Source organism: Promicromonospora alba, from assembly GCF_042654905.1.
GTDB lineage: Bacteria > Actinomycetota > Actinomycetes > Actinomycetales > Cellulomonadaceae > Promicromonospora > Promicromonospora alba.
In genome coordinates this window covers 20,146-41,981 of record NZ_JBHSFI010000001.1, presented here as the reverse complement: position 1 = coordinate 41,981, position 21,836 = coordinate 20,146, and the positions used below count along the sequence as shown (strand labels likewise).

22 protein-coding genes are annotated in these 21,836 nt (G+C 72.1%); 13 read left to right on the top strand and 9 right to left on the bottom strand.

What is annotated here, in order from left to right; genetic code table 11:
* Nucleotides 1-22: 22 nt before the first annotated feature.
* From ACFO6V_RS00230 to ACFO6V_RS00220, 3 genes are all read left to right on the top strand, one after another.
* Nucleotides 23-874 carry an SDR family NAD(P)-dependent oxidoreductase gene (locus ACFO6V_RS00230; RefSeq protein ID WP_377130937.1) on the top strand — a complete coding sequence of 284 codons (852 nt, stop codon included), beginning with the start codon at nucleotides 23-25 and terminating at the stop codon, nucleotides 872-874.
* 52 nt (nucleotides 875-926) lie between these two features.
* Nucleotides 927-2,129, top strand: coding sequence for an NAD(P)/FAD-dependent oxidoreductase (locus ACFO6V_RS00225; RefSeq protein ID WP_377130935.1), 1,203 nt, complete (start codon nucleotides 927-929; stop codon nucleotides 2,127-2,129).
* Between the two features lie 81 nt (nucleotides 2,130-2,210).
* Nucleotides 2,211-2,939: an SDR family NAD(P)-dependent oxidoreductase gene (locus ACFO6V_RS00220; RefSeq protein ID WP_377130933.1), complete on the top strand. Its 729-nt coding sequence runs from the start codon at nucleotides 2,211-2,213 to the stop codon at nucleotides 2,937-2,939.
* Between the two features lie 22 nt (nucleotides 2,940-2,961).
* Here ACFO6V_RS00220 and ACFO6V_RS00215 read toward each other — a convergent pair whose 3' ends face one another.
* From ACFO6V_RS00215 to ACFO6V_RS00205, 3 genes are all read right to left on the bottom strand, one after another.
* A complete protein-coding gene (locus tag ACFO6V_RS00215) occupies nucleotides 2,962-3,612 on the bottom strand; it encodes a hypothetical protein (RefSeq protein WP_377130931.1) in 651 nt (216 codons plus the stop codon).
* A 78-nt stretch (nucleotides 3,613-3,690) separates the two neighbouring features.
* Nucleotides 3,691-4,308 (bottom strand): hypothetical protein, encoded by a 618-nt coding sequence (locus ACFO6V_RS00210; protein ID WP_377130929.1) that lies wholly within the window; start codon nucleotides 4,306-4,308, stop codon nucleotides 3,691-3,693.
* A 152-nt stretch (nucleotides 4,309-4,460) separates the two neighbouring features.
* The gene (locus ACFO6V_RS00205; protein ID WP_377130926.1) at nucleotides 4,461-5,324 is read right to left on the bottom strand and encodes a helix-turn-helix domain-containing protein; all 864 of its coding nucleotides are present in this window, start codon (nucleotides 5,322-5,324) and stop codon (nucleotides 4,461-4,463) included.
* Nucleotides 5,325-5,466: 142 nt separating this feature from the next.
* On the opposite strand from ACFO6V_RS00205, the gene ACFO6V_RS00200 reads away from it, so the two are divergent.
* Together ACFO6V_RS00200 and ACFO6V_RS00195 are read left to right on the top strand one after the other, a co-directional pair.
* On the top strand, nucleotides 5,467-6,237 hold the full coding sequence (locus ACFO6V_RS00200; protein ID WP_377130924.1) for an SDR family NAD(P)-dependent oxidoreductase: 771 nt from the start codon (nucleotides 5,467-5,469) through the stop codon (nucleotides 6,235-6,237).
* 319 nt (nucleotides 6,238-6,556) lie between these two features.
* Nucleotides 6,557-9,433 carry a glycosyl hydrolase gene (locus ACFO6V_RS00195; RefSeq protein ID WP_377130921.1) on the top strand — a complete coding sequence of 959 codons (2,877 nt, stop codon included), beginning with the start codon at nucleotides 6,557-6,559 and terminating at the stop codon, nucleotides 9,431-9,433.
* An 87-nt stretch (nucleotides 9,434-9,520) separates the two neighbouring features.
* On the opposite strand, the gene ACFO6V_RS00190 is transcribed toward ACFO6V_RS00195, so the two are convergent.
* On the bottom strand, nucleotides 9,521-9,955 hold the full coding sequence (locus ACFO6V_RS00190) for a hypothetical protein (protein WP_377130919.1): 435 nt from the start codon (nucleotides 9,953-9,955) through the stop codon (nucleotides 9,521-9,523).
* 501 nt (nucleotides 9,956-10,456) lie between these two features.
* On the opposite strand from ACFO6V_RS00190, the gene ACFO6V_RS00185 reads away from it, so the two are divergent.
* Entirely contained in the window at nucleotides 10,457-11,260 is an 804-nt protein-coding gene (locus ACFO6V_RS00185) for a hypothetical protein (RefSeq protein ID WP_377130917.1), read from the top strand.
* 1 nt (nucleotide 11,261) lies between these two features.
* On the opposite strand, the gene ACFO6V_RS00180 is transcribed toward ACFO6V_RS00185, so the two are convergent.
* On the bottom strand, nucleotides 11,262-11,504 hold the full coding sequence (locus tag ACFO6V_RS00180; RefSeq protein WP_377130915.1) for a hypothetical protein: 243 nt from the start codon (nucleotides 11,502-11,504) through the stop codon (nucleotides 11,262-11,264).
* An 82-nt stretch (nucleotides 11,505-11,586) separates the two neighbouring features.
* Here ACFO6V_RS00180 and ACFO6V_RS00175 point away from each other — a divergent pair, with 82 nt between their 5' ends.
* Nucleotides 11,587-12,342, top strand: coding sequence for an alpha/beta fold hydrolase (locus ACFO6V_RS00175; protein WP_377130913.1), 756 nt, complete (start codon nucleotides 11,587-11,589; stop codon nucleotides 12,340-12,342).
* Here ACFO6V_RS00175 and ACFO6V_RS00170 read toward each other — a convergent pair.
* Together ACFO6V_RS00170 and ACFO6V_RS00165 are read right to left on the bottom strand one after the other, a co-directional pair.
* Complete coding sequence (locus tag ACFO6V_RS00170) at nucleotides 12,311-12,862, bottom strand: DUF1990 family protein (RefSeq protein WP_377130911.1); 552 nt, start codon at nucleotides 12,860-12,862, stop codon at nucleotides 12,311-12,313. The genes ACFO6V_RS00175 and ACFO6V_RS00170 overlap by 32 nt on opposite strands.
* 67 nt (nucleotides 12,863-12,929) lie before the next feature.
* Nucleotides 12,930-14,177, bottom strand: coding sequence for a cytochrome P450 family protein (locus ACFO6V_RS00165; RefSeq protein ID WP_377130909.1), 1,248 nt, complete (start codon nucleotides 14,175-14,177; stop codon nucleotides 12,930-12,932).
* 172 nt (nucleotides 14,178-14,349) lie between these two features.
* Here ACFO6V_RS00165 and ACFO6V_RS00160 point away from each other — a divergent pair, with 172 nt between their 5' ends.
* Nucleotides 14,350-15,459, top strand: coding sequence for a pectinesterase family protein (locus ACFO6V_RS00160; RefSeq protein ID WP_377130907.1), 1,110 nt, complete (start codon nucleotides 14,350-14,352; stop codon nucleotides 15,457-15,459).
* Here the strand turns inward: ACFO6V_RS00160 and ACFO6V_RS00155 are convergent.
* A complete protein-coding gene (locus ACFO6V_RS00155) occupies nucleotides 15,456-16,697 on the bottom strand; it encodes a cytochrome P450 family protein (RefSeq protein WP_377130905.1) in 1,242 nt (413 codons plus the stop codon). The two genes, ACFO6V_RS00160 and ACFO6V_RS00155, sit on opposite strands and share 4 nt — an antisense overlap.
* Before the next feature lie 212 nt (nucleotides 16,698-16,909).
* On the opposite strand from ACFO6V_RS00155, the gene ACFO6V_RS00150 reads away from it, so the two are divergent.
* Together ACFO6V_RS00150 and ACFO6V_RS00145 are read left to right on the top strand one after the other, a co-directional pair.
* Nucleotides 16,910-17,932 carry a hypothetical protein gene (locus ACFO6V_RS00150; RefSeq protein ID WP_377130903.1) on the top strand — a complete coding sequence of 341 codons (1,023 nt, stop codon included), beginning with the start codon at nucleotides 16,910-16,912 and terminating at the stop codon, nucleotides 17,930-17,932.
* A gap of 74 nt (nucleotides 17,933-18,006) precedes the next feature.
* Nucleotides 18,007-18,654 (top strand): C39 family peptidase, encoded by a 648-nt coding sequence (locus ACFO6V_RS00145; protein ID WP_377130901.1) that lies wholly within the window; start codon nucleotides 18,007-18,009, stop codon nucleotides 18,652-18,654.
* Between the two features lie 85 nt (nucleotides 18,655-18,739).
* Here ACFO6V_RS00145 and ACFO6V_RS00140 read toward each other — a convergent pair whose 3' ends face one another.
* Nucleotides 18,740-19,654 (bottom strand): hypothetical protein, encoded by a 915-nt coding sequence (locus ACFO6V_RS00140; RefSeq protein ID WP_377130899.1) that lies wholly within the window; start codon nucleotides 19,652-19,654, stop codon nucleotides 18,740-18,742.
* Nucleotides 19,655-19,715: 61 nt separating this feature from the next.
* Between ACFO6V_RS00140 and ACFO6V_RS00135 the strand changes: the two genes are divergently transcribed.
* The 3 genes from ACFO6V_RS00135 (at nucleotide 19,716) to ACFO6V_RS00125 (ending at nucleotide 21,836) form a co-directional block, all read left to right on the top strand.
* Nucleotides 19,716-20,066 (top strand): GntR family transcriptional regulator, encoded by a 351-nt coding sequence (locus ACFO6V_RS00135; protein ID WP_377130897.1) that lies wholly within the window; start codon nucleotides 19,716-19,718, stop codon nucleotides 20,064-20,066.
* Between the two features lie 152 nt (nucleotides 20,067-20,218).
* Nucleotides 20,219-21,007: a DUF899 family protein gene (locus ACFO6V_RS00130; protein ID WP_377130895.1), complete on the top strand. Its 789-nt coding sequence runs from the start codon at nucleotides 20,219-20,221 to the stop codon at nucleotides 21,005-21,007.
* Between the two features lie 100 nt (nucleotides 21,008-21,107).
* Nucleotides 21,108-21,836 (top strand): alpha/beta fold hydrolase, encoded by a 729-nt coding sequence (locus ACFO6V_RS00125; protein WP_377130893.1) that lies wholly within the window; start codon nucleotides 21,108-21,110, stop codon nucleotides 21,834-21,836.

Below are 21,836 nucleotides of genomic sequence, written 5' to 3'. Positions count from 1 at the left end.
CAGAAGAAACGGAAGAGACACCATGAGCAAGGTCTGGTTCGTCACCGGTTCGTCCCGCGGCCTGGGCCGCAGCTTCGTCGAGGCCGCTCTGTCGCGCGGTGACCAGGTAGCCGCGGCTGCCCGGACCACAGCAAGCCTCGACGAGTTGGTCGCCGCCCACGGCGAGGCGGTGTTTCCCCTGGAGCTGGACGTGACCGACAAGGGCGCCGTCTTCAAGAGCGTGAAGCGGGCCAAGAAGCAGTTCGGTCGCCTGGACGTCATCGTGAACAACGCCGGCTGGGCCCAGGTCGGCGCGGTCGAGGAGCTCGCCGAGCAGGATCTGCGTGACCAGCTGGAGACCAACCTGTTCGGCGCGTTGTGGGTGATCCAGGCCGCGCTGCCCCACCTGCGCGAGCAGCGTTCGGGGCACATCATCCAGCTGTCCTCGGCGGCCGGGCTGATGGCGATGCCCCTCAGCGGCGCCTACAGCGCCTCCAAGTGGGCGCTGGAAGCCCTGAACGAATCCCTCGCCCACGAGATCGCCGACTTCGGGATCAGGGTGACCGTTGTCGAGCCTGGCGGCTTCGCCACCCGGTCTGGCAAGAACCCCGATCCGCTCAACAACGGCCACCTGTCCGAGCCCGACCCGGTCTACGACGGCCTTCGCCGGCGCGTCGCCGCCTTCGCGGGCAACCAACCTGCCGGGGACCCGGCCGCTGCGGCCCAGGCGCTCCTCAAGATCGTCGACTCCGACACCCCTCCCCTGCGGGTGCTCTTCGGGCAGGGCTTCTACCCGATGCTGCAGCAGGTCTACGCCGACCGGCTCAAGACCTGGGCCGACTGGCAGGACCTTTCGGCGGAGGCCCACGGCAACCCTGATCCAGAGGATCGGTGATCCCGGGCCGAGTCGACTCACCCCGAGCAAGCCCGACCGACAGGAGTAACCCATGAGACACAAGCACCGCATCGTCGTCCTCGGCGCCGGTTACGCCGGGGCCTACGTGGCCGGGAACCTGGCCCGCCGGCTCTCCCCGGCCGACACCGAGATCACCGTGGTCAACGCTGAGCCGGACTTCGTCGAGCGGCTGCGGCTGCACCAGCTCGCGGCCGGCCAGCAGATCGAGGCGTACAAGCTCACCGACGTCCTCGCGGGCACAGGGATACGGCTGCGCCTGGCCCGCGTCACCGCCGTCGACCTCGAGCGCCGGGTCGTCGTCATCGACGCCGACGGCGACGGCGAGCTCAGCTACGACACGCTGGTCTACGCACTCGGCAGCCACGTTGCCGACTGCGGCGTCCCTGGCGTGGCCGAGCATGCCTTCCACGTCACGACCCGGCCCGCGGCCCTGCGTCTGCGCGAGCGCCTGGACAGCTTGGACTGGCGGGGCGAAGGCGCGAGCGTGCTGGTCGTCGGTGACGGGCTGACCGGCATCGAGACCGCCACCGAGCTCGCCGAGTCCCGGCCCGGCCTGTCGGTAGCGCTCATCGCCCGCGGAGAGCTGGGCGCCCGGCTCTCCGCCGGAGCGCGCAGGCACCTGCGCCAGGCCTGCGACCGGCTGGGCATCACCGTCCTGGAGCACACCAGCGTCGAAGCCGTCGAAGCGACGAGGGTGCTGTGCACCGACGGCACGGCCATGGCATCTGACGCAACCGTGTGGACCGCCGGGTTCACGGTCAGCCCCATCGCCGCCGCCAGCGGGCTGGAGGTCACCGAGGACGGTCGGATCGTCGTCGACGACACCATGCGGTCGGTCTCACACCCGAACGTCTACGCCGCCGGCGACAGCGCCCACGTCATCGGCGACAACGGCCGCTCACTGCCGATGTCGTGCGCATCGGCCGGCTCCACCGGCCGGCAGGCCACGGACGCGATCGTGGGACGCCTGACCGGCCGCAAGATCGCGAAGAGCAAGCTGGACTACCCGGGCAACCACATCAGCCTCGGACGGCGGGACGGGATCCTGCAGCCGGTCGACGACATGGCGCAAGCAAGACCGATGCACCTGGGCGGCCGGACGGCCGCGCGGATCAAGACGGGCATCCTCAAGATCTCGCTGTGGGGCATCCCGCACCCGACCTTCGGCCTGCCCACGCGGAGGCGTCGGCTCGCCACCGCGCCGGATGCCTCCTTCGAGAAGACGCTCGCCTAGTCGCTCAGCCCGGAGCTTTCACCGGGAACGACCCGCACACCCTCGGCAGCGGCCGTAGGTACGACGACATCAGGAGAGAACATGACCTCAGTACTGATCACCGGAGCGAACAAAGGCCTGGGCCACGAGACCGCGCGTAGGTTCGGGGAGCTGGGCTGGAAGGTCTTCCTCGGCTCACGAGACGAGGGCCGGGGACGGGTGGCCGCGCAGAAGCTGGCGGTCGACGGCGCCGACGTCGTCGCGGTCCCCTTGGACGTGTCCTCGGAGGAATCGGTGGCCTCGGCCGTGCGGCTGGTTCGGGAGGACACCGACCAGCTGGACGTGCTGATCAACAACGCCGCCACGTCGGGCGGCGGCGTCAACCCGGTCGACGCGACGGCCGAGGACATCCAGGCCGTCTACGACACCAATGTGTACGGGCCGGTCCGGGTCACGCACGCGTTCCTACCGCTGTTGCAGGCGGCCGACAACCCGCGGGTGGTGATGGTCACCGGCCCTGGTGGGTCCATCGCGTACGTGACCGACCCCGGGCAACCCGTCTCGAAGATGTTCGAGCTCGCCTACACCTCGTCGAAGGCGGCACTGAACATGATCACCGTCCGCTACGCCCAGGCGCTGCCGGCCCTCAAGTTCAACGCCGCGATCCCCGGCGAGATCGCCAACGGCAGGTTCCCCGCGACCGACATGAGCAGACACATGGGCGAGCTGACGGTCACCGAGGGCAGCGATCCGATCATCGAGCTCGCGACGCTCGCCCCCGACGGGCCGACCGGGACCTTCCGCGATCGCCTCGGCCCCATAGCCTGGTAGTACTCCGACTGGTTGACCGCCATCAGGTCCCTGCTCCGCTGTCGAGCAACCAGTGGTAGCGCATCCTGAGGGCACGCTCGGTCGCACCGACCGCGGCCGCGACGCCGAGCGAGATGTTGAGCCACAGCGGCAGGTTCACCGGCGACTCGAAGGTGCCGATCGTGTCCGCGATCGGTGGGATCTGCGAGATCGGTTCGGCGACCTGCAGCAGGTTCACTCCGACGCCGATGAGCAGCACGAGGATCGACACGGCTCCGATCAGACGGCTGGCCCCGGGATGCTCGCGCGCAAAGCGTATCCGGCGTCCCTCGGCCGATGCCGGATCGGGTACGAGCTGATGCTCGCTGCCGTCATCGGCGACGAACGCGCAGCGGCGCATGCCGGCCTCGCTCGTCCGGACCTCGATGACGCCGCCCTCGACGGGAAAGCGCGCCGGCACGCGCGACTCCGCGTCGAGCCGGCCGTCACGGTAGAGCCGCGCCATCACCTCGCCCGTGTTGAGATCACCGCCGTGCATGACCTCGACGCTGTGGACGACCACCCGCCCCGCGGAGGGCAGGGAGATGGAGAGCACCGAACGCGTCAGCAGGTGCCACCAGCGAAAAGGTCGCAGGGGGCGCCCGTCGCCGGGCTTCACTCGTCGCGCGAGGCGCCGATCGTTCCAGCTGGACATAGCTGTCACCCTTCCTCAGTCATCTGCATTTCCGTCGGTTCGCACCTCGGGGCACGAGGCGGACCGTCTGCTCCTCGCTCAGCCCTTCGTGAGCAAGGGCACCAGATAGACGATCGAGAACGACTCGTAGAGCGCGAAGACCACGAGCAGCGCGAGCGCCGGCAGGCTCAGCACGCCGAGCTGACGCAGCCCGGCCACATAGGCCTGCCGACGGTTCTCGGCGCCGACGGTCCGTGGCCAGGTCCATGCCCTGCCCAGGAGGTAGGCGCCGAGCGCGAGCAGCACGTAGGCCTGGACCTCCATGACCACGGTGAGCGAGTGCGGGACGAGCACCAGCCAGCCGTCCCGGTCGACCGGTGCGAGCATCAGGCCGACCGTGAACAGGGAGTAGACGTACCAGACGATGCCCGCGAACGGCACGATCATCGAGGGCAGGACGAGGTTGAGCAGTCCGGCTCGCAAGGCGTTGTTGGCCAGGATCGCTAGGGCGAACAGCCAGGGGTTCTCGAGCAGCGACCGCACCAGGTCGGCCTGACCACCGTCCTCGAAGGACTCCATCTGCGCGGCGGTCAGGCCGGGGAAGAGCAGGCCCGCCCCGAAACCGGCGAGGACCGAGCCGTACAGGATCGCGTTCAGGGCGAGATACGCGCGGCGACTCGCCTGGACTATTTCGAGGGCGCGTCGGAGGAGTCGCATGTTCGTGCTCCATGAGGTGATGGGCGGGACCGCCGGACTTTCACGGTCGAGATCAGGTGAAAGTCTTCGCGGAGCCCGGCACGTAGCCCAGTGGCGAGCCGTCACCGGCACCCGGGAGGTTCGTCGTCCGACCCATGACATGTGTCACGCGATCAGCTGACGAGGCCCTCCGGGCGGGCCGGTGGGCGGGCCGGCGCGGAGTACGAGGCCAGCATCTGGAGCTTGTCAGCAGCGGCGGTGCCCACGTCCGCGTGATAGACGACGAGCGTCAGGCCCGGCGCGCCGCCGACGGCGAGCTTCTCGCGGTTGAGGGCGAGCGGGCCGACCTCCGGGTGATCCAGTGTGACGGCCGCGCCCTCCCGCACCATGACGTCGTGCCGGGCCCAGGCTTCGCGAAAGGCCGGGCTGGCCAGCGACAGCTCCCCCACCAGCTCGACCAGCCGGGGGTCGTCGGTCTCGGCGCCCACCACCTGCCGGAAGCCCGCAACCATCTCCGCGGCGATCAGCGCCGGGTCGTAGCCCGCATAGAGTGCCTGCTCGGCGGGGTCCAGGAAGACGTCGCGCAGCCGGTTGCGGCCGACCACGAGCCGTGGTGACACGGCCGTGGCCAGTGAGTTGGCCGCGAGCACGTCGAGGTACCGGCCTTCGACGAACGCGGGCAGCCCGATCGCGCCGAGCAGCTTGCGGGTCCCGGCGGGGACCGTCTCGCGGCGGGCCGGCCGCCTGCGCCGTCGCGGGCGGTCACCGGCCAGGCCCAGCAGATAGGCGGTACCGGCGTCGTCCAGCTGCAGCACCCGGGCGACCGACTCCAGGACCTGGACCGACGGGTTGCGGTCGCGCCCTTGCTCGAGCCGCAGGTAGTAGTCGGCGCTGATGCCGGCCAGGAGCGCGACCTCCTCGCGGCGCAGGCCGGGCACCCGTCGCACGCCGCTGCGGGGTAGGCCTACTTGCTCCGGGCCGACGCGTTCGCGCCGGGCACGGAGGTACTCCCCCAACAGGTTCCGCTCGTCAGCCATCCCCTCCACGGTAAGGCGGCACCGCCGCCGCTGCCTGGTCCTGTCATCCCCAGGATGTGTGGGGCCCTTTCTCTGCCCGAGCCCCCGGCGCAGCCTGAGCACGAGGGCCCGGGACTGCCGGGCCGACAGGAAGGAAGAAGAGATGACCAAGCTGGCACTCGTCACCGGCGCCACGTCGGGGATCGGCCGCGCGTTCGCGGACCGCCTCGCGGCGCAGGGATACGACATCGTCGCGGTCGGCCGGAACTCCGCGCGGCTCGACGCCCTGGTCGCCGACCACCCCGAGGTCACGATCCGCGCCGTGGTCGCCGACCTGTCGACCGCACGAGGTATCGACTCGGTGGCGGCCGTCGCCGCGGCCGAACCCGTCGACCTCCTCGTCAACAACGCGGGCGTGGCGCACTACATGCCGCTGGCGGACCTCCCGGCCGACAAGGCCTCCGAGCTCGTCCACGTCAAGGTGCTGGCGCCGACGCTGCTCGCCCGCGCGGTGCTCGGCGGCATGCTGGAGCGCGCCGCCGGTGTGATCGTCAACGTCGCTGGGATGATCGCGTTCAGCGGTCCGGCACCGTCGTCGGTCATGCCGCGCCGGGCCGTGTACGCCGGTGCGCTGGCCGACCTGCTCGCCTTCTCCCAGACGCTGAGCGCCGAGCTGGAGGGCACGGGGGTACGGGTCCAGGCGCTGCTGCCCGGCGTGGTCGCCACCGAGTTCCACAGTCGTCAGGGTCTGGACCTCAGCTCCGTGCCGCGGATGTCGGCACAGGACGTCGTCACCGCGAGCCTGCGTGGCCTGGAGCTCGGTGAGGTCGTCACCGCGCCGGGCGTGGAGGACGCCGGCCTGCTCGACGCGGTGTTCAGGGCGGACCTCGCCGCGTTCGGGGGCCAGAGCACCCGGCTCGCGTCCCGCTACTGAGCGCGGGCCCGCCGGACCGCGGCGTCGCCGAGCCCGCGGACCGCGTGCGAGGCGCATCCGCTCGGGCAGCTGGGCGCTTCGATCGGTTAAACGATTCGGACCTGCGCCGGCCACTGACCTGGGTGAGCCCGCGGCGCTACGTTGGGCCGGTCCCACCCAGCTGCGGCCAGCACCGACGCCTGTCCGCGAGGTGACCGGAGGTTCAGCGTTGAGCCCTTCTGCCCGAGCACGTGATCCTCGCCGGCCCGCGCCGGACCCGACCGCACAGCACAGGCCGACCCGTGCCACCCCGTCGGCCGCACGCAGGCTGCTCGCGGGGGTGGCCGCCCTCGCTGCGACCGCCCTCACCGTGACCAGCCTCGGCGTGCCGCTCGCGACAACCGCCGCGGCCGAGCCCGTGCCGATCACCGACCCGGTCGTCGACCTGGTCGACGCCGATGCGACCGCCGAGACCCGAAGCCTCTTCGCCTACCTGCGCGACGTGCGCGGCCAGGGCCTCCTGTTCGGCCACCAGCACACGACCGACGTCGGCGAGACCTTCACCTCGCGTGACGGCGTCTCGTCCGACGTGCTGGCCGCGACCGGTGACCATCCGGCCGTCTTCGGCTTCGACACTCTCGTCATCGAGGGGAACATCCCGCCCGGCGTCTACGGCGGGCCGCGCGAGGAGAACGCCCTGCTCCTGGCACAGGGCATCCGGGAGGCGCACGACCTCGGCGGCATCAGCACCCTGTCGATGCACATGGAGAACGTGGTCACGGGCGGCGACTTCTACGACACCTCGGGCGACACGCTGCGCGCGGTCCTCCCCGGCGGCACCCACAACGCCGAGCTGCGCGCGTACCTCGACCTCGTGGCGCTGGCGGCTGACAACGCGCGCGACGCCGACGGGAACCGCATCCCGATCGTGTTCCGGCCCTGGCACGAGAACACCGGCTCGTGGTTCTGGTGGGGCGCCGCCTTCGGCACGCCCGGCGAGTTCAAGGAGCTCTTCCGGTTCACCGTGGAGTACCTGCGCGACGTCAAGGGCGTCGACAACCTGCTCTACTCCTGGTCGCCCAACGGCACCTTCGGCGGCGACGCCGAGACGTACCTGCGCACCTACCCGGGCGACGACTTCGTCGACGTGCTCGGCTACGACTACTACGACGACTCGGGCGCGTCGCCGGCCCGCCTCGCCACCGTCGTGGCGGACCTCGGCATGATCGCCGACCTCGCCGACGAGCGCGGCAAGATCAGCACCTTCACCGAGACCGGCCCGACCGGTGGCATGAAGCCCGACGGCGAGAACCTCAACACCTCCTGGTTCACCGACCTGCTGGCGGCGATCGAGGCCGACCCGCGCGCCTCCCGGAGCGCGTGGATGCTCACGTGGGCCAACTTCGGGGGGTCGAACGCGCCGTGGACGCCCACCGAGGGCGAGATGCTGCCCGACTTCCAGGCGTTCCACGCCGACCCGTACACGTACTTCGCGGACGAGGTGGAGGGTGCCTTCGACGCCGTCACCGAACCCGTGGCCGCGGCTACGGTGGCGCACCTCGCGTCGCCGTCGGACGGCTCGCGCGTCGCGTCCGGGCCGACGACGCTCCGCGCCACGATCTCCGGCGTCGACGTCGAGCGCGCCTCCGTGACCGTGGGCGGCGCCGTGGGCGAGGTAGTGCTCACCCCGCCCGCCGCGGGCGAGCTGTGGTGGACCGGCGAGTGGGCGATCCCCGCCGACGAGCTCGGCAACTCGACCCGTGACCTCACCCTCCGCGTCGTCACAGCGGAGGGCGAGGTCACGGTGGCGTCGGCGGTGGTGCTCGGCCCCGAGCCCGTCTTCCCGCCCGGCGTGATGGACGACTTCGAGGGCTACGGCGACGACACCGCGCTGCGTGCCGGGTACGTGCGGTACAACGCCAACACCGTCACGCTCGAACGCGCGGCCGCGGGCGGCTCCGTCGGGTCGGGCGACAACGCGATGCGCCTCGCCTACGACTTCGCGAACCAGTCGTACACCGGCGTGGGTCGCCAGGTCGGCGCCGACTGGTCGGGCAACTGGGACTTCTCGCTCTGGGTGGACCCGGACGCGTCGGGCAACAAGCTCGTGCTCCAGCTCGTCGCGGGCGGCGTCTCGTACGAGGCGTACCCCTCGCTCGCGGGCGACGCCCCGTACGTGGCGACCATCCCGTTCGCGGACTGGCGCCCGGCGCCCTGGGACACCGGCAACGCCGACCGCCGGATCACGCAGGAGGACCTCGAGAACGTCAGCCAGTTCAACGTGTACGTCAACGCCGCCGACGGCGGTACGTCCTCCGGCGCGATCGTCGTCGACGACCTGAAGGCCGTGCTCGGCACGCCGCCGCCCCCCGTCTTCCGGGACACGCCGCGCACGATGGCCGAATACGAGGCGATCGAGTGGCTCGCCGAAGAGGGTCTCGCCGAGGCCGTGCGCTGGGGCGACAGCGGCGGCCGCTTCTACCCGACGCGCACCGTCAAGGCGGGCGAGCTCGCCGCCCTCCTGCGGGCGTACGACCCGGAGGGCGACGTCGCCGTCCCGGCCGCGCCCCGCGCCGGGGCCACCAAGCTGGCCGTCGCCGAGGCGTTCTGGCGCCTCTACGGCTCGCCCGCCACGGACGTCACCACGGTGTACAGCGACGTCCCGGCCGCCTCCGCCGAGGCCGTCGCGTGGGCGGTGGAGACCGGGGTGGTACCGGAGCCGTCGTCGATGTCGTTCGGGGCAGGGCACACCGTGAGGCGGTCCGCGCTCACCGCGATGCTGTTCCGGTTCGACGCGCAGCCGTCGCCGCTTCAGCCGGTCGTGATCGCCGACTTCGAGGCAGGAGACCAGGGCTGGGCCGTGCCCAGCTGGTCGGACGGGACGGCGACCGCGTCCGGCGGCATCCTGACCGTCGAGGCCGGGACCGACGGCGCCTGGTTGTCCGGGCCCGGCGGCATCGACCTCACCGGCCGCACCGAGCTCCGGCTCGACGTGGCAGGGACCAGTGGCTTCGACACCAAGGTGGCGCTCCAGCTCGGACCCGACTGGACGTGGTGCGAGACGGGCCAGGCCGGCTGGGTGCAGGAGCCCGGTGAGGTCGTCGTCGACCTGACCACGCTGACGGAGGAGTGCCAGGCGCTCGTCGGCACGGTCCAGGGCGTCAACGTGTTCCTGAACGGGGGAACCCACCAGCTGGACGCGATCAGCGTGCACTGAGCCCCGTGCACTGAGCCCGTCGAGCGTCCACACCACCCGCCCCGTGGCTGGCCGGCCTTCCGGAGCGAGTTGCTGCACGACGCCCCGTCAGCCGCAGTTGCCCCAGGAGCCCGTGCGCCCGCCGGTCCCGACGGCGCCGGAGGCGTTCACGACCTCTCCCTTGTACTTGACGCAGATGCCGGCTGCGTTGCTGATCCAGGCCCCACCTGCGTAGCTGTTGTACGAGGCTGACGCGTCGTAGATCGACCGGCCGTCCTGCAGCCACAGGTACGCGCCGATGCCACCGGTGCTGCTGCCGAGGGAGCTACGGGTAATGACGCAGTTCGTGCCGCCGTTGGCGGACGAGTACCACAGTTCCACCCGGCCGACCTGGGTCCCGTTGGGCAGCTTGACAGGGGCCTGGGCAACGATCGCCCCCGAGCAGCTGGGCGAGATGCCCTCCGCCGCGCTGGCCGGTGCGGCGAACAGGACGGTGGTGCAGATCGCGGCCATGACGGCAGCGACGGGGCGGGTCAGTCGCACGAGGTCTCCTTTGATCGGGCGCTTGGCTCGGACCAGGGCCGTTGCTGACGGAACCATAGCGCAAGGCGGCCGGTGGACTGAGTCATCGGTGTACGAGGCGTTTACCTCGTAAGTTCAGGTCAGCGGTTGCCCAGCGGCACGGCCCGCTTCGGGGACACTGCCTCCGCAGCCCGAGCAACGGAGGTACGACGCCCGCCATACTGGGAAGATGACGACTCAGGAGGGCGGTGGGCACGAGCCCGCAGCCCCTCGGTCCGAGCTGAACGAGTTCCTGCGCACACGCAGAGCGCGCCTGCTGCCCGAGGACGTCGGCATCCAGTCCTTCGGGCGGCGACGACGGGTACCGGGCCTGCGCCGCGAGGAGCACCAGTGGGGTTTCAGATGGCCCCCGAAGGCCATTCCTGTCCACCGCCGTCCAAACAGGGTGAAGCATCGGCACAGGTAAACGCCGCGCCCACCGAGATGGTCGACCTAGAACGGGCAGAGCAGTACCTTTTGCGCATGAGCAGCGACAGCGACGCGCCTCCGAGCGAGGGCGGCGAGAAGGCCGAGCGGATGGACCGCCTCCGGGCACTGTTGACCAAGCCCATCAAGATTCCCGAGTCCGCGTCGAACGACAGCGAGGACGCGGACTACTCCGCACCCGTGGCAGCCGCCGCGGCGCCCAAGGCTGCCAAGGGCGCCAAGGCACCGGTCGAGACCCCGCCGGCGGTCAAGGCCGCTGCCGAGGCGCTCGATCGCCTCAGCGACGAGGAGAAGGAGCCCGCCGCCGACGACGGCGCGCAGTCCGGCCGGCCGAGCAGGTCACGCCGCACCTGGGCGGACGCCTACCTCGCCAAGCCGGACAAGCCCCTGACCCCGGAGGAGGTCCGCGCCGAGCTGACCGTCAACCTCAAGGAACAGGCCACGGACCTGCGCGAGCTCATCGCCAAGGAGAGCGTCGCACAGGCGAAGGCGCAGGAGCAGGCGCTCACCCAGGCGATCGAGCAGGCGCGCGAGACCGCGGCGGGCGAGCTCGCCACCGCGATCGAGCAGTCCGCCGGCGCTGCCCGCGAGGAGGCCGCGCGGTTGCGGGAGCGGATCGACGAGCTCACCTCGACGACCGGCGCGCTGCGCACCGACCTCGACTCGGCGCGCGCCGTCGCCTCAGCGGCTCAGGCTGCTGCCGACGCCGCGACGACGTCGGCACACGCCGCCCGTGAGGCTGCCGACGCCGCCACCAAGAAGGCCGCTACCGCTACCACCTTCGCCTGGGTGGGCATCGCCCTGGCCCTGGTGGCCGCGGTGCTCGCGGTGGTGCTGTAGCTCAGCGCGGATCGTCGAGATCGGCACCGGCGCGCAGCACGAAGCGCCGGTGCCGGCGGCCCTCGTGAGCATGACCGTGAGCATGACCCCCGTAGTACGCGGGCGACTCCCGCACCGGCGGGTACGTGACCCGGGGGCCTGTGAACAGCTCGTCGAGCAGCGCGGCGAACGCCGCGTCGACCGGCGAGCCCACCGCCCGCACGCCTGGCCGGCCGGACACCTGACCTTCCGCTGATTCGTACATGTGTTCGATCCTACCGGTCGCCCGCACCGGCGTCTACCGAATGCGTTGGCACGTTCCGCGCCGCCACCGTTACGGTCAGCGGATGATCCTCAGCCACGACGTCACGGGCTCCGGCCCCGCCGTCCTGCTCCTGCACGCAGGTGTCGCCGACTCCCGGATGTGGGACCCGCAGCGGTCGCATCTCGCCGAGCACCACCGCGTGATCCGGTGCGACCTGCGCGGCTACGGCGCCACGCCACTGACCAGCGAGCCGTTCGACAACGCCGGCGACGTGCGAGCGCTGCTCAGCTCGCTCGGCGAGCGCCCGGTGGCGATCGTCGCGGCGTCGGCGGGCGGGAAGGTGGCACTCCAGCTCGCCTCCGAGTGGCCGGACCTCGTGTCCCACCTGATCCTCCTGAACTCGGCCTTCGCGCTGCCCCCCACCCGCTCCGTGCAGCGGTTCGCGCGGCGCGAGGACGCGCTGCTCGAGGCGGGCGACGTCGACGGCGCCACCGAGCTGAACGTCGCCACCTGGCTCGGGCCCGACGCCGACGACGACGCCCGCGAGCTGGTGCGCACCATGCAGCGGCGCGCGTTCGACGTCCAGCTCGCCGCCGGGGACGACATCAACCAGGAGGCCGGGCCCGAGATCGACCTGGAGTCGATCACCGCCCACACCCTCGTCGTCTCGGGCGGCCAGGACCTCGACCACTTCCGCGCCATCGCGAACCACCTCGCCGGCCACATCCCTGGCGCGAAGCACACTCAGCTCGGCTGGGCCGGCCACCTGCCGAACCTCGAACGTCCCTCCGATGTAACGGCGCTGGTCACGGACTTCCTGGCCGAGTTCCGGGGCTGAGCCCGGCAGCATCCAGGTAGCCGCGCGTCACCCGGTCCTGGACACGGTGGGCGACGCGCGGCAGGATCCGGGAGCCCCAGAAGTCGTGCCGGGTCACCGCGTGGATCTCGAAGACGAGCCGGTCGCCGTCGCGCAGCACGCGGAACGACTCGACACCCGTCTCCGGATGGTGGGGCAGCGTCGCGTAGGTGAAGCCGGTCTCGTCGGGCGTCCGGACGACGTCGATCACCCGGCACGGCGCGGCGAACCAGAGCGACCCCGCCCGCACGGCCTGCACCACGGTCACGCCGACATCGGCCGGGCCGCTCGGGACGATGACGAGCCCCGCGCCGCGGTGGATCCGCCAGCCGAAGAGCGCGTCGGCGACATCATCCACCGTCGCGTCGGGGCCGAGCACCACCCGTTCGCGCAGCACGCGGGCGCGCGCGGGTGGTGCGTCGAGCCAGCCGAGCTCGGCGGTCGGCCGCTCGGCAGCCGAACGGTCGAGGATCCGCGCGAGGTCAGGCCTGGTCAGCTGCACCCAGGCAGCCTACGGCCCTACCCGGGAAGCCTTCGGCCCTACCCGGGAAGCCTTCGGCTTGGGGACGTCAGCGCGCCGGACGCTGCTCCTCGAAGCGGACCGGGAGCTCCCGGGGCACCGACGACCACAGCGTCCCGGTGGCGCCCAGCTCCTCGGGCAGGATCGTCAGCGTGACGCCGCCGAGGCGGCGCAGCGCGGCCCCCACCGCCACCTGGGCGATCACCGTGGCGGGCCGGCGGGCGGGGCAGGCGTGCGGGCCGGCGCCCCACGTGAGGTAGGAGAGGTTGCCCGACTCCATCCAGATGTCGTCGCCGGTGGCGCGCGACTCCGCGCTCGCGCCGAAGATGCCGGGCACCACCGCGTCGCCGGCCAGGATCTTCCGGCCGCCGAGGGTCGTGTCCGCGAGCGCGAAGCGGGGTGCGGCGTTGGCCGCGGGTGGCGCCGCGCCGAGCACCACGGTCAGAGTGTCGGGCGCGGACAGCAGCCCTCCGGCCCGCCCGTCGAACCGGGGGTCGGTGAGCCGCATGCGCAGGGCCTGGGTGATCCACGCGACCTCGAACTCGCTGCCGAGGATCAGGGTCGCCGAGACGGCGCTCTGCGCGTCCAGGTCGGTGGGTGCGCTGGGGTGGTTCAGGATCGCCGAGGTCAGGTCGTCCGAGGGTGCCGCGCGGCGGCTCGCGATGAGGTCGGCGATCAGGGCCCGCTGCGCGTTGAGCGACTCGCGGCCCGCCACGCCCGTTGCCTGGAAGACCCGCTGGGCGTGGCCGAGCATGGCGCGGGACTGCTGGGCGTCGAGGCCGAACATGGTGGACATCACCAGGATCGGGACGGCGCGCGCGTAGTCGCCCACGAGGTCGGCCTCACCCTTGGCCAGCAGCCGGTCCAGCGCGATCCCGCACCACTGCTCGACGATCGTCGCGAGCCGGTGCTCGTCGACGCTCTCGAACGCGTCGTCGACGAGGCGGCGCAGGTGGCGGTGCCGCACGCCGTCCACGTAGTAGATCCCGTCGCGCGGGGCGAGGACGCCGCCGACGCCGCGGTCCGGGCGGACGGTGCCGTCGACGAGCAGGCTCCAGTTGCGCGAGTCCCGCGCGAAGAGGCTCTCGTTGCGCAGCACGGTGACCAGCTCGTGGTGCCCGAGCACCAGCCAGGCCGGCACGCCGGGCTCCAGCAGCACGGGGGCCACGTTGCCCCATCGTGCGCGCAGCCGCTCGTAGACCTGCGCCGGGTCGGCGCTGGTGGTGGTCTCGATGAGCGGCGTCAGGTCGTCCAGGTCGATCAGGCGCTCCGACTGGGTGGTCGTCGTGACTGTCATGGCTCCCCGGGGGTTCTGGGCGCGACAGATCGCGCATCACGGCTTTTAGGCGGAATGTACCTCATGTCCCATGCACCGACATGAACTCGCGGCCTTGTCCCGGAACTCGCACTGTGCTTTCCTGTACCGAGAAACCGGTTTCCCGGTTGGCCGCAAAGCCCTGGAGGCAACGATGCCCGCACCTCTCGCCCTGCCCGCGCTCGCCCTGGTCCTCTCCCCCACGCTCGCGCTGGCGCCGCTGGTGGGCGGCGCCGGGTCGTCGGCGTGCGAGCCGTCACCCGCCGACGACGTCGTCCGCATCGTCGTGGCGGCGGACGGCAGCGGCGACGCCACCGGAGCCCAGGAGGCCGTGGACCTGGCGCCCACGGACTTCGCCGGACGGGTCGAGATCGTCTTCGAGCCGGGCCGGTACGCGGGACGCGTGGTGGTCGACCCGGCGCACCAGCGGCTCTCGTTCCTGGGTTCGACGGGCGATCCGGCGGACGTCGTCATCACCGACGACCGCGCGGCGGGCACCCCGAGACCCGGCGGCGGCACGTGGGGCACGAGCGGCAGCGCGTCGGTGACGATCCAGGGCGCCGACTTCCGCGCCGAGGCCGTGACCTTCGAGAACGCGTTCGACGAGGCCGCGCACCCGGAGCTCACCGGCCACCAGGCCGTCGCCGTGAAGACCGCCGCCGACCGGGTGGCGTTCGAGAACGTCCGGTTCCTCGGCAACCAGGACACGCTCTACCTGGACTCCCCCTCGGCGACCACGCCGGGACGCGTGTACGTGCACGACAGCTACGTGGAGGGCGACGTCGACTTCATCTTCGGGCGCGCCACCGCCGTCCTGGACGACACCACGATCAACGCCCTGCCCCGCGCCTCGGACCCCAGCGGCTACGTCCTCGCGCCGAGCACCTCGGCCGGGTTCGCCCGCGGGTTCCTCGTCATCGACAGCGCAATAGTGTCCGACGCGCGCGACGGCTCCTACTACCTCGGCCGGCCCTGGCACCCGTCCAGCGCCCCGGACAACAACCCGCGCGCCGTCGTCCGCGACACGCAGCTCGGCACCTATCTCAAGACCGACCCGTGGACGACCATGTCGGGCTTCGACTGGACCGCCGGCAGCAACGCCGAGCACGACAACCGCGGGCCGGGCGCCGTGGTGAACGAACACCGGCCGCAGCTGTCCGACGCCGAGGCCGCCGACCACGAGATCGACGACTACCTGGCCGGCGCCGACGGGTGGGCGCCCCAGGCCAAGCCGGCCAAGCAGTCCAAGCCGGCCAAGCGCTAGCGCGGCACCTCGAACCGCACCGGGAGCTGCCACGGCATGGACGACCACAGGGTTCCCGTGACGGGCAGCGAGTCCAGGGGGACCGTGAGCGTCACCCCGCCGAGCCGGCGGAGCGCCACCTCGACCGCCACCTGAGCGATCACCCTGGCCGGGCGCCGCACGGGGCAGGCGTGCGGGCCCGCGCCCCAGGTGAGGTAGGCGAGGTTGCCGGGCTCGAGCCAGAGGTCGTCCCCCGACGCCCCTCGTGACTCCGCGCTCGCGCCGAGGATGCCCGGCACGAGGGCGTCTCCCGCCGCGATCCTGCGACCGCCCAGCACCGTGTCCGCCATCGCGTAGCGCGGCCCGGTGTTGCTCGCGGGCGGGATGGAGCCGAGCACGGCCTCCAGCGTGTCCGACGCCGACAGCATGCCGCCCGACCGCCCGTCGAACCGCGGGTCCGTCAGCCGCAGCCGGAGCGCCTGCGTGATCCACGCGACCTCGAACTCGCTGCCCAGGACGAGCATCGTGGAGACCGCGCTCTGCACGTCCTCGTCGGAGGGCAGGCTCGGGTGGTTCAGGATCGCCGAGGTCATGTCGTCAGCGGGCCGCACACGACGCCTTACGACCAGGTCGACGATCAGGCTCTTCTGCGCGACGAGCGCCTCGGCGCCCTCCGCACCCCTGGCCCGGAAGATCCGGCGCGCGTGGCCCAGCATCGCCCGCGCCTCCTCCGGGTCGAGCCCGAACATCGTGGACATCGCCAGCAGGGGCACGGCCCACGCGTACTCGCTGACCAGGTCGGCCTCGCCCTTGGCCGCCACCCGGTCCAGCGTGCTCTCGCACCACTGCCGCACGGTCACGGCGAGGCGGCGCTCGTCGAACCCCTCGAACGCGTCGTCGACGAGACGGCGCAGGTGCCGGTGCCGCGCCCCGTCGACGTAGTAGACGCTGTCCCGCGGGGCGAGGACCGCGCCGACGCCGCTGCCCGGGTCCAGGCCGCCGGCCGCGACCAGGCTCCAGTTGCGCGAGTCGCGCGAGTACAGGGTCTCGTTGCGCAGCAGCGTGGCCAGCTCCCGGTGGCCCAGCACGAGCCAGGCCCGCACGTCGCCCTCCAGGAGCACCGGGGCAACGTTGCCCCACCTGGCGCGCAGCCGCTCGTACACCGCGGCCGGGTCAGGGCTCCTGGTGGTCTCGGTCAGCGGCGTCAGGTCGGCCAGGTCGGTCAGGCGCTCGGCCAGAGTCGTCGTCGTGACTGTCATGGTTCTCGGTTCTCGACGCGCCAGAGGCGCACGGTACGTCGTCGTCGATCGAAACGTATCGCATGTCCGACTTGCTGTAACGAAAAGTCCGGCGGCCCCTTGAGCCCGACAACTCGTCATCCGTTTGCCATGCGCTCGTTGCTCGTCGGCCATGCCGCGGGTGAAGCCTTCGGCGGGAAGAGCGCCACCTCCTGATCGGGACGAGGGAAAACATGCCTGGACCTGCACGAACACTGAAGCTCGCGATAGGTACGACGGCGGCCGTGGTCGCCCTGGGTGTCACGGCCGCGGGATCCGCGGCGGCGGGTACGACAGCGACCACGCCGGTGCCCGCACAGCTCTCCGCGGCGAGCAGCGCCGACCTGGCGCAGCGCTGGGCGCCGATCCACTACCAGGACGTCGACCAGACCGGCACCAACGCGCTGGGCGGCCGGTCGGACTACCTCGCGGCCTACGACTTCGACGGCGACCTCGACGCCCGCAACAACTGGGAGAACACCGGCAACCACTCCCTGGCCGCGACCGCCTACTACTCGGTGCTCGAGACGGGCACCCACTGGTTCGTCACCTACATGTTCTTCCACCCGCGGGACTGGTCGGACTCGATCTTCGACACGGAGCACGAGAACGACGCCGAGGGCGTCATGGTCGCCGTCCAGAAGGACGGCTCGGCGTACGGCGTCCTGCGCGGCGCCGTCACCGTCGCGCACACCGACTTCTTCTCGTACACGCCGGCGGGCAGCACGTGGGGCGCCGGCGCCGAGAACATCGACGGCACCCTGCAGACGGCGACCAGCCCGCACGACGGGCTGGCCCATCCCGTCACCGCCCAGGAGGCCAAGGGGCACGGCCTCAAGGCCCGCCCGGGCTACGACATCCGGGGCGACGGCGTCATCTACTACCCGGCCGGCCGGGCCGAGGTGCCCGAGCACCCGGACGACCGCGACGTGTCCTACCGTCTGGTGGACGTGCAGGCGCCGGGCGGGCTCTGGTCGCAGCGCACCAGCACGTCGCTGTTCGCGAGCCACGGCACCTTCGCGGGCGACGGCGGCGGCAGCTGCGGGGACGGCGGGATCTCCTGCTCGCAGAACTCGGCGAACGCGCCGTGGGGCTGGGACGACGGCAACGACGGCCCGGGCCGTGGCGCACTGGCGACCGACCCGGCGGGGCTCGCGGCGAACTACTTCCGCATCCCGGAGCCGTTGGACCGCGCCTACGTGAACAACCCGTACTGATCCCGCGGCCGGCTCGTGTCAGACGCTCAGGTCACCCGGGTGACCTGAGCGTCTGACACGCGAGAATGGCTACCGTGACCTACTCCACCTCCTCCGCCGTCCTGCAGCAGGTTCCGTACTACTCGCAGTGGGCCTCCCCCGAGCTCGTGCCCGCGATCGTCGGCGGCACCATGCGTGCCGCCGACGATCCACGATGGGCCGAGTACGGGGCGAGCACCCCCGAGGAGTACGAGTGGTGGGCCGTCCAGCTGTGCGGCGTCGCGTGCCTGCGCATGGCCCTGGGGGCCTGGAACCTGGACGTCCCGGACCCGATGCGGCTCGCCGCCGACTGCGTGGAGGTCGGCGCTTACGTCCACCGCGAGGACGGTGGCCTCGACGGTCTCATCTACGCCCCCTTCGCCGCCTACGTCCGGTCTCGGTGGAACCTCGTCGCCGACGTCTACCCGGACCTTCCGGCCGACCAGATCACCAAGCACGTCGCCGCCGGGAACCTGGTGATGCTGTCGGTCCACAGGACGATCCGCGTGCTCGACCCGGCGCCACCCCGCAAAGGCGGGCACCTGGTGCTCGCCGTCGGCGCGGACGAGCAGCACGTCGTGATCCACGACCCGTCCGGGTTCCCCGGACGGTCGGAGTACGCCAGCGTCCGCTGGTCCGATCTGGACCGCTTCTACGCCGGCCGCGGCATCGTCCTCGGCCGGCCCCGAGCGCCGCAGGCCTGAATGCCCGCGAGCGTGCGCTGAGGTTCGAGTCGAGGTTGAGAGTTGACCAACCCTCAAGCTCAGGTTGAGGCTCAGACCGGCACCGTCAGGCCAGCCTGGCGCTCACCACGAGCTCCTGGCCGACGTCGAGGCGCACGTCGGCCAGCCGGACGCCGTCGGGCAGCTGCTGGGCGAGGTCGATGTCCCGGCGCGTTGCGGCCTCCACCCGGCCCCTGATGGTGCCCAGCAGCGCGGCCACTATCGGGTTGCCGCTCGCGAGCTGGACGTCGCGGACCGCGAGCACCATGTTCTCGTCGACGCTGACCGACGCGGTGGCCTGCACCCGGGCGGAGAGGAACATGCCCTTCTTGATCGCGGCGTCGACCCGGAGCGCCGCCGCCCGCGGGCCGCGCGACACCAGGTCGACGTCCAGCCCGGTCAGCGTGACGCCCTGCTGCTGCAGCACCACCGTGAGCAGCCCGCGGGCCGTCGCGACCAGGCCCGCCTTGTCGACGGCGACGCGCGCGTGACCCGCCACCGGGTGCGCCTCGCTGGGCTCCACCGGCTGGATGCCGACGCGGCCGTCGGAACCCTCCACCCAGTCGAACCGCAGCCCCTCCACCTCGGCGGTGACGTCGACGGGCAGGTCCACCGCGACGAGCCGGTGCGCGTCCACCCGTAGCCGGCGCAGCGTGCCCGGCTCGCGCCGCACCACCTCTGGGCGCCACTGCTTCGCGGCGTCGGCGGCGCCGGACGCTCCCGCCTGTCCCGGGGCGCCGTCGGCCCGGACGACGACGCCCGTCAGATCGATGTCCGCCGACGCGATGTCGGCACCGTCGAGGACGGCGCGGATGGTCGCCCGCTCGAGACCGACCGCCCGGCCGCCCAGCGCTCCCGCGAGCGCCACGCGGACGCGGGCGACGAGATCTGCGGCGTCGGCGGGCCGGGGCGCGGTGCCGAGCGGGATCGCCTCGGGGGTGCGCTGCTCGGTGGGGTGGGGTCGCTGGTAGGCGTCGCTCATGGACGTGAGACTAACGGCGAACGCACCGTGGTGAAGGCCCGGCACTTGTACTGTGGGTGGCGTGATCAGCATCGATGCCGACTCCCCCGTCCCGCCGTTCGAGCAGGTGCGCACCACGCTCGCGCAGCAGATGGCGGACCGGACCCTGCCCGTCGGCACACGGCTGCCGACGGTGCGGGCGCTCGCGGCGGAGCTCGGGATCGCCGTCAACACGGTGGCACGCGCGTACCGCGAGCTGGAGGCGGCGGGCCTGGTCGAGACCCGCGGCAGGGCGGGGACCTTCGTGAGCGCGGCCGGCGACCAGCGCCTCTCGCTCGCCCAGACTGCGGCGTCCACGTACGCGGAGACGGTCCGCGCGCTCGGCATCGGCCGGACCGAGGCGCTGGAGATCGTCGCGGCGGCGCTGCGGTAGCGGCGGGTCGGTCAGCGGCCGGTGGGCGCCGTGTCGATCTGCGCCGTCGTCGTTCGTCGAAGTGGTGGGCGCCCGACCGATGATCTTTTGTCCGGCCGGTCGTCAGTAGTCCCGGGAGAGGGACCCGACATCACGGCCAACAAGGAGACGTCATGACCGCAACGCACGAGAGCCACACCGACCAGGCCGGTACAGCCGCCGTCCCGCCCGTCGTCGACCGGGAGGCCTGGCAGGCGGCGCGCGACGAGCTGCTGGTGCGCGAGAAGGCGCACACCCGCGAGGGCGACGCGATCGCGGCGGCCCGGCGCCGGCTGCCGATGACCGAGGTCGACGGTGCGGCGGTCGTCGTCGGCCCGGAGGGGCCGACCACCCTGCTCGACCTGTTCGAGGGCCGCGAGGAGCTCATCGTCTACAAGCACATGTGGCACCTGGGCGAACCGTTCGAGAACCAGTGCGAGGGCTGCACCCTCACCTACTGGGCGGTACAGGACCCGGCTTACTTGAAGGCGCGAGGCGTGTCGTTCGCGGTGTTCGCGAAGGCGCCGTACGCCGAGCTGGCGCCGTTCATCGAGTTCATGGGGTACCCGCAGGACTGGTACTCGGTGTTCGACTCCGACGACGAGACGGTGGGCGGCGGCGAGTTCGGCACCTGGCTGTGCTTCCTGCGCGCAGGCGACCGCGTGTTCCTCACCACCAGCGTCACGGGGCGCGGGGCCGAGGCGACCATGCCGGCGCTCGCCCTGCTCGACATGACGGCACGGGGCCGCAAGGAGGCCTGGCAGGACTACCCCGAGGGCTGGCCCGAGGGCAAGGTGCCGGGCTGGTTCTGGCGTGCCGACGAGGACGGCGTCGGGAACAGCTGGAACGGCGGGCGGCCCGCGATCCAGTGGACCCGTCCGGGCGCGACGCCGGTGACGGCGGGCGAGCACCACCACCACTGACCGTCTCTGGCCGGGCGTCTCTGGGAGGGCCGCACCGGCACCGGCGCGGGTCCGTGCGGATCGTCGCAGGGACCCGCGCCAGGTCGGCATACTTGCCCGGATGACAATCGCACCTTTTCACCCGGTCCACTATGTCGACGTCGGTGACCTGCGCCTCGCGTACCGCGAGGCGGGCGACCCCGCGGCGCCCCCGCTGCTCCTGCTGCACGCGCTCGGCGAGAGCTCGCTCTCCTGGGAACCCCTCATGGACGACCTCGCAACCCTCGGCTACCACGTCCTCGCGCCCGACGCGCGGGGCCACGGCGACAGCGACCGGCCGGGCACGTACGGCTACGAGCTGCTGGCCGCCGACGCCGTCGCGTTCTGCGACGCGCTGGCACCGGCGCCGGCCGCGATCACCGTCGTCGGGCACTCGATGGGGGCCGCGACCGCCGCCCTGGTGACCACCCTCCTGACCGACGGCGACCCCGGGCGCGTGACGCGCCTCGTCCTGGAGGACGCCACCCCGGTCCGCCCGGGCGGGCCCGCGTTCGAGCCGTTCGAGAAGCCGGACCACCCGGTGCCGTTCGACTGGCCGCTGGTCAACGCGCTGCGCGCCGAGCGCAGCGAGCCCGACCCCGAGTGGTGGGCCGCCGGGCTACGGATCGACGTCCCTGTCCTGGTCGTGGCGGGCGGCCCCGCGAGCAACGTCGACCAGGCGGACCTCGTGGACTTCGCCGCAGGCGTCGCCGACGGACGGCTCGTCGAGATCCGCGTGGGCCACATGGTGCACGACGAGGCGCCGGCCGAGTTCCTCGCCGCGGTGAGCGAGTTCCTCCGCCGGCCCTGA

What these genes read in the sequence shown, in the direction of transcription:
- ACFO6V_RS00230 (WP_377130937.1), top strand. Translation starts at nt 23, where the DNA reads ATGAGCAAGGTCTGGTTCGTCACCGGTTCGTCCCGCGGCCTGGGCCGC.
- ACFO6V_RS00225 (WP_377130935.1), top strand. Translation starts at nt 927, where the DNA reads ATGAGACACAAGCACCGCATCGTCGTCCTCGGCGCCGGTTACGCCGGG.
- ACFO6V_RS00220 (WP_377130933.1), top strand. Translation starts at nt 2,211, where the DNA reads ATGACCTCAGTACTGATCACCGGAGCGAACAAAGGCCTGGGCCACGAG.
- ACFO6V_RS00215 (WP_377130931.1), bottom strand. Translation starts at nt 3,612, where the DNA reads ATGTCCAGCTGGAACGATCGGCGCCTCGCGCGACGAGTGAAGCCCGGC.
- ACFO6V_RS00210 (WP_377130929.1), bottom strand. Translation starts at nt 4,308, where the DNA reads ATGCGACTCCTCCGACGCGCCCTCGAAATAGTCCAGGCGAGTCGCCGC.
- ACFO6V_RS00205 (WP_377130926.1), bottom strand. Translation starts at nt 5,324, where the DNA reads ATGGCTGACGAGCGGAACCTGTTGGGGGAGTACCTCCGTGCCCGGCGC.
- ACFO6V_RS00200 (WP_377130924.1), top strand. Translation starts at nt 5,467, where the DNA reads ATGACCAAGCTGGCACTCGTCACCGGCGCCACGTCGGGGATCGGCCGC.
- ACFO6V_RS00185 (WP_377130917.1), top strand. Translation starts at nt 10,457, where the DNA reads ATGAGCAGCGACAGCGACGCGCCTCCGAGCGAGGGCGGCGAGAAGGCC.
- ACFO6V_RS00180 (WP_377130915.1), bottom strand. Translation starts at nt 11,504, where the DNA reads ATGTACGAATCAGCGGAAGGTCAGGTGTCCGGCCGGCCAGGCGTGCGG.
- ACFO6V_RS00175 (WP_377130913.1), top strand. Translation starts at nt 11,587, where the DNA reads ATGATCCTCAGCCACGACGTCACGGGCTCCGGCCCCGCCGTCCTGCTC.
- ACFO6V_RS00165 (WP_377130909.1), bottom strand. Translation starts at nt 14,177, where the DNA reads ATGACAGTCACGACGACCACCCAGTCGGAGCGCCTGATCGACCTGGAC.
- ACFO6V_RS00160 (WP_377130907.1), top strand. Translation starts at nt 14,350, where the DNA reads ATGCCCGCACCTCTCGCCCTGCCCGCGCTCGCCCTGGTCCTCTCCCCC.
- ACFO6V_RS00155 (WP_377130905.1), bottom strand. Translation starts at nt 16,697, where the DNA reads ATGACAGTCACGACGACGACTCTGGCCGAGCGCCTGACCGACCTGGCC.
- ACFO6V_RS00150 (WP_377130903.1), top strand. Translation starts at nt 16,910, where the DNA reads ATGCCTGGACCTGCACGAACACTGAAGCTCGCGATAGGTACGACGGCG.
- ACFO6V_RS00140 (WP_377130899.1), bottom strand. Translation starts at nt 19,654, where the DNA reads ATGAGCGACGCCTACCAGCGACCCCACCCCACCGAGCAGCGCACCCCC.
- ACFO6V_RS00130 (WP_377130895.1), top strand. Translation starts at nt 20,219, where the DNA reads ATGACCGCAACGCACGAGAGCCACACCGACCAGGCCGGTACAGCCGCC.
- ACFO6V_RS00125 (WP_377130893.1), top strand. Translation starts at nt 21,108, where the DNA reads ATGACAATCGCACCTTTTCACCCGGTCCACTATGTCGACGTCGGTGAC.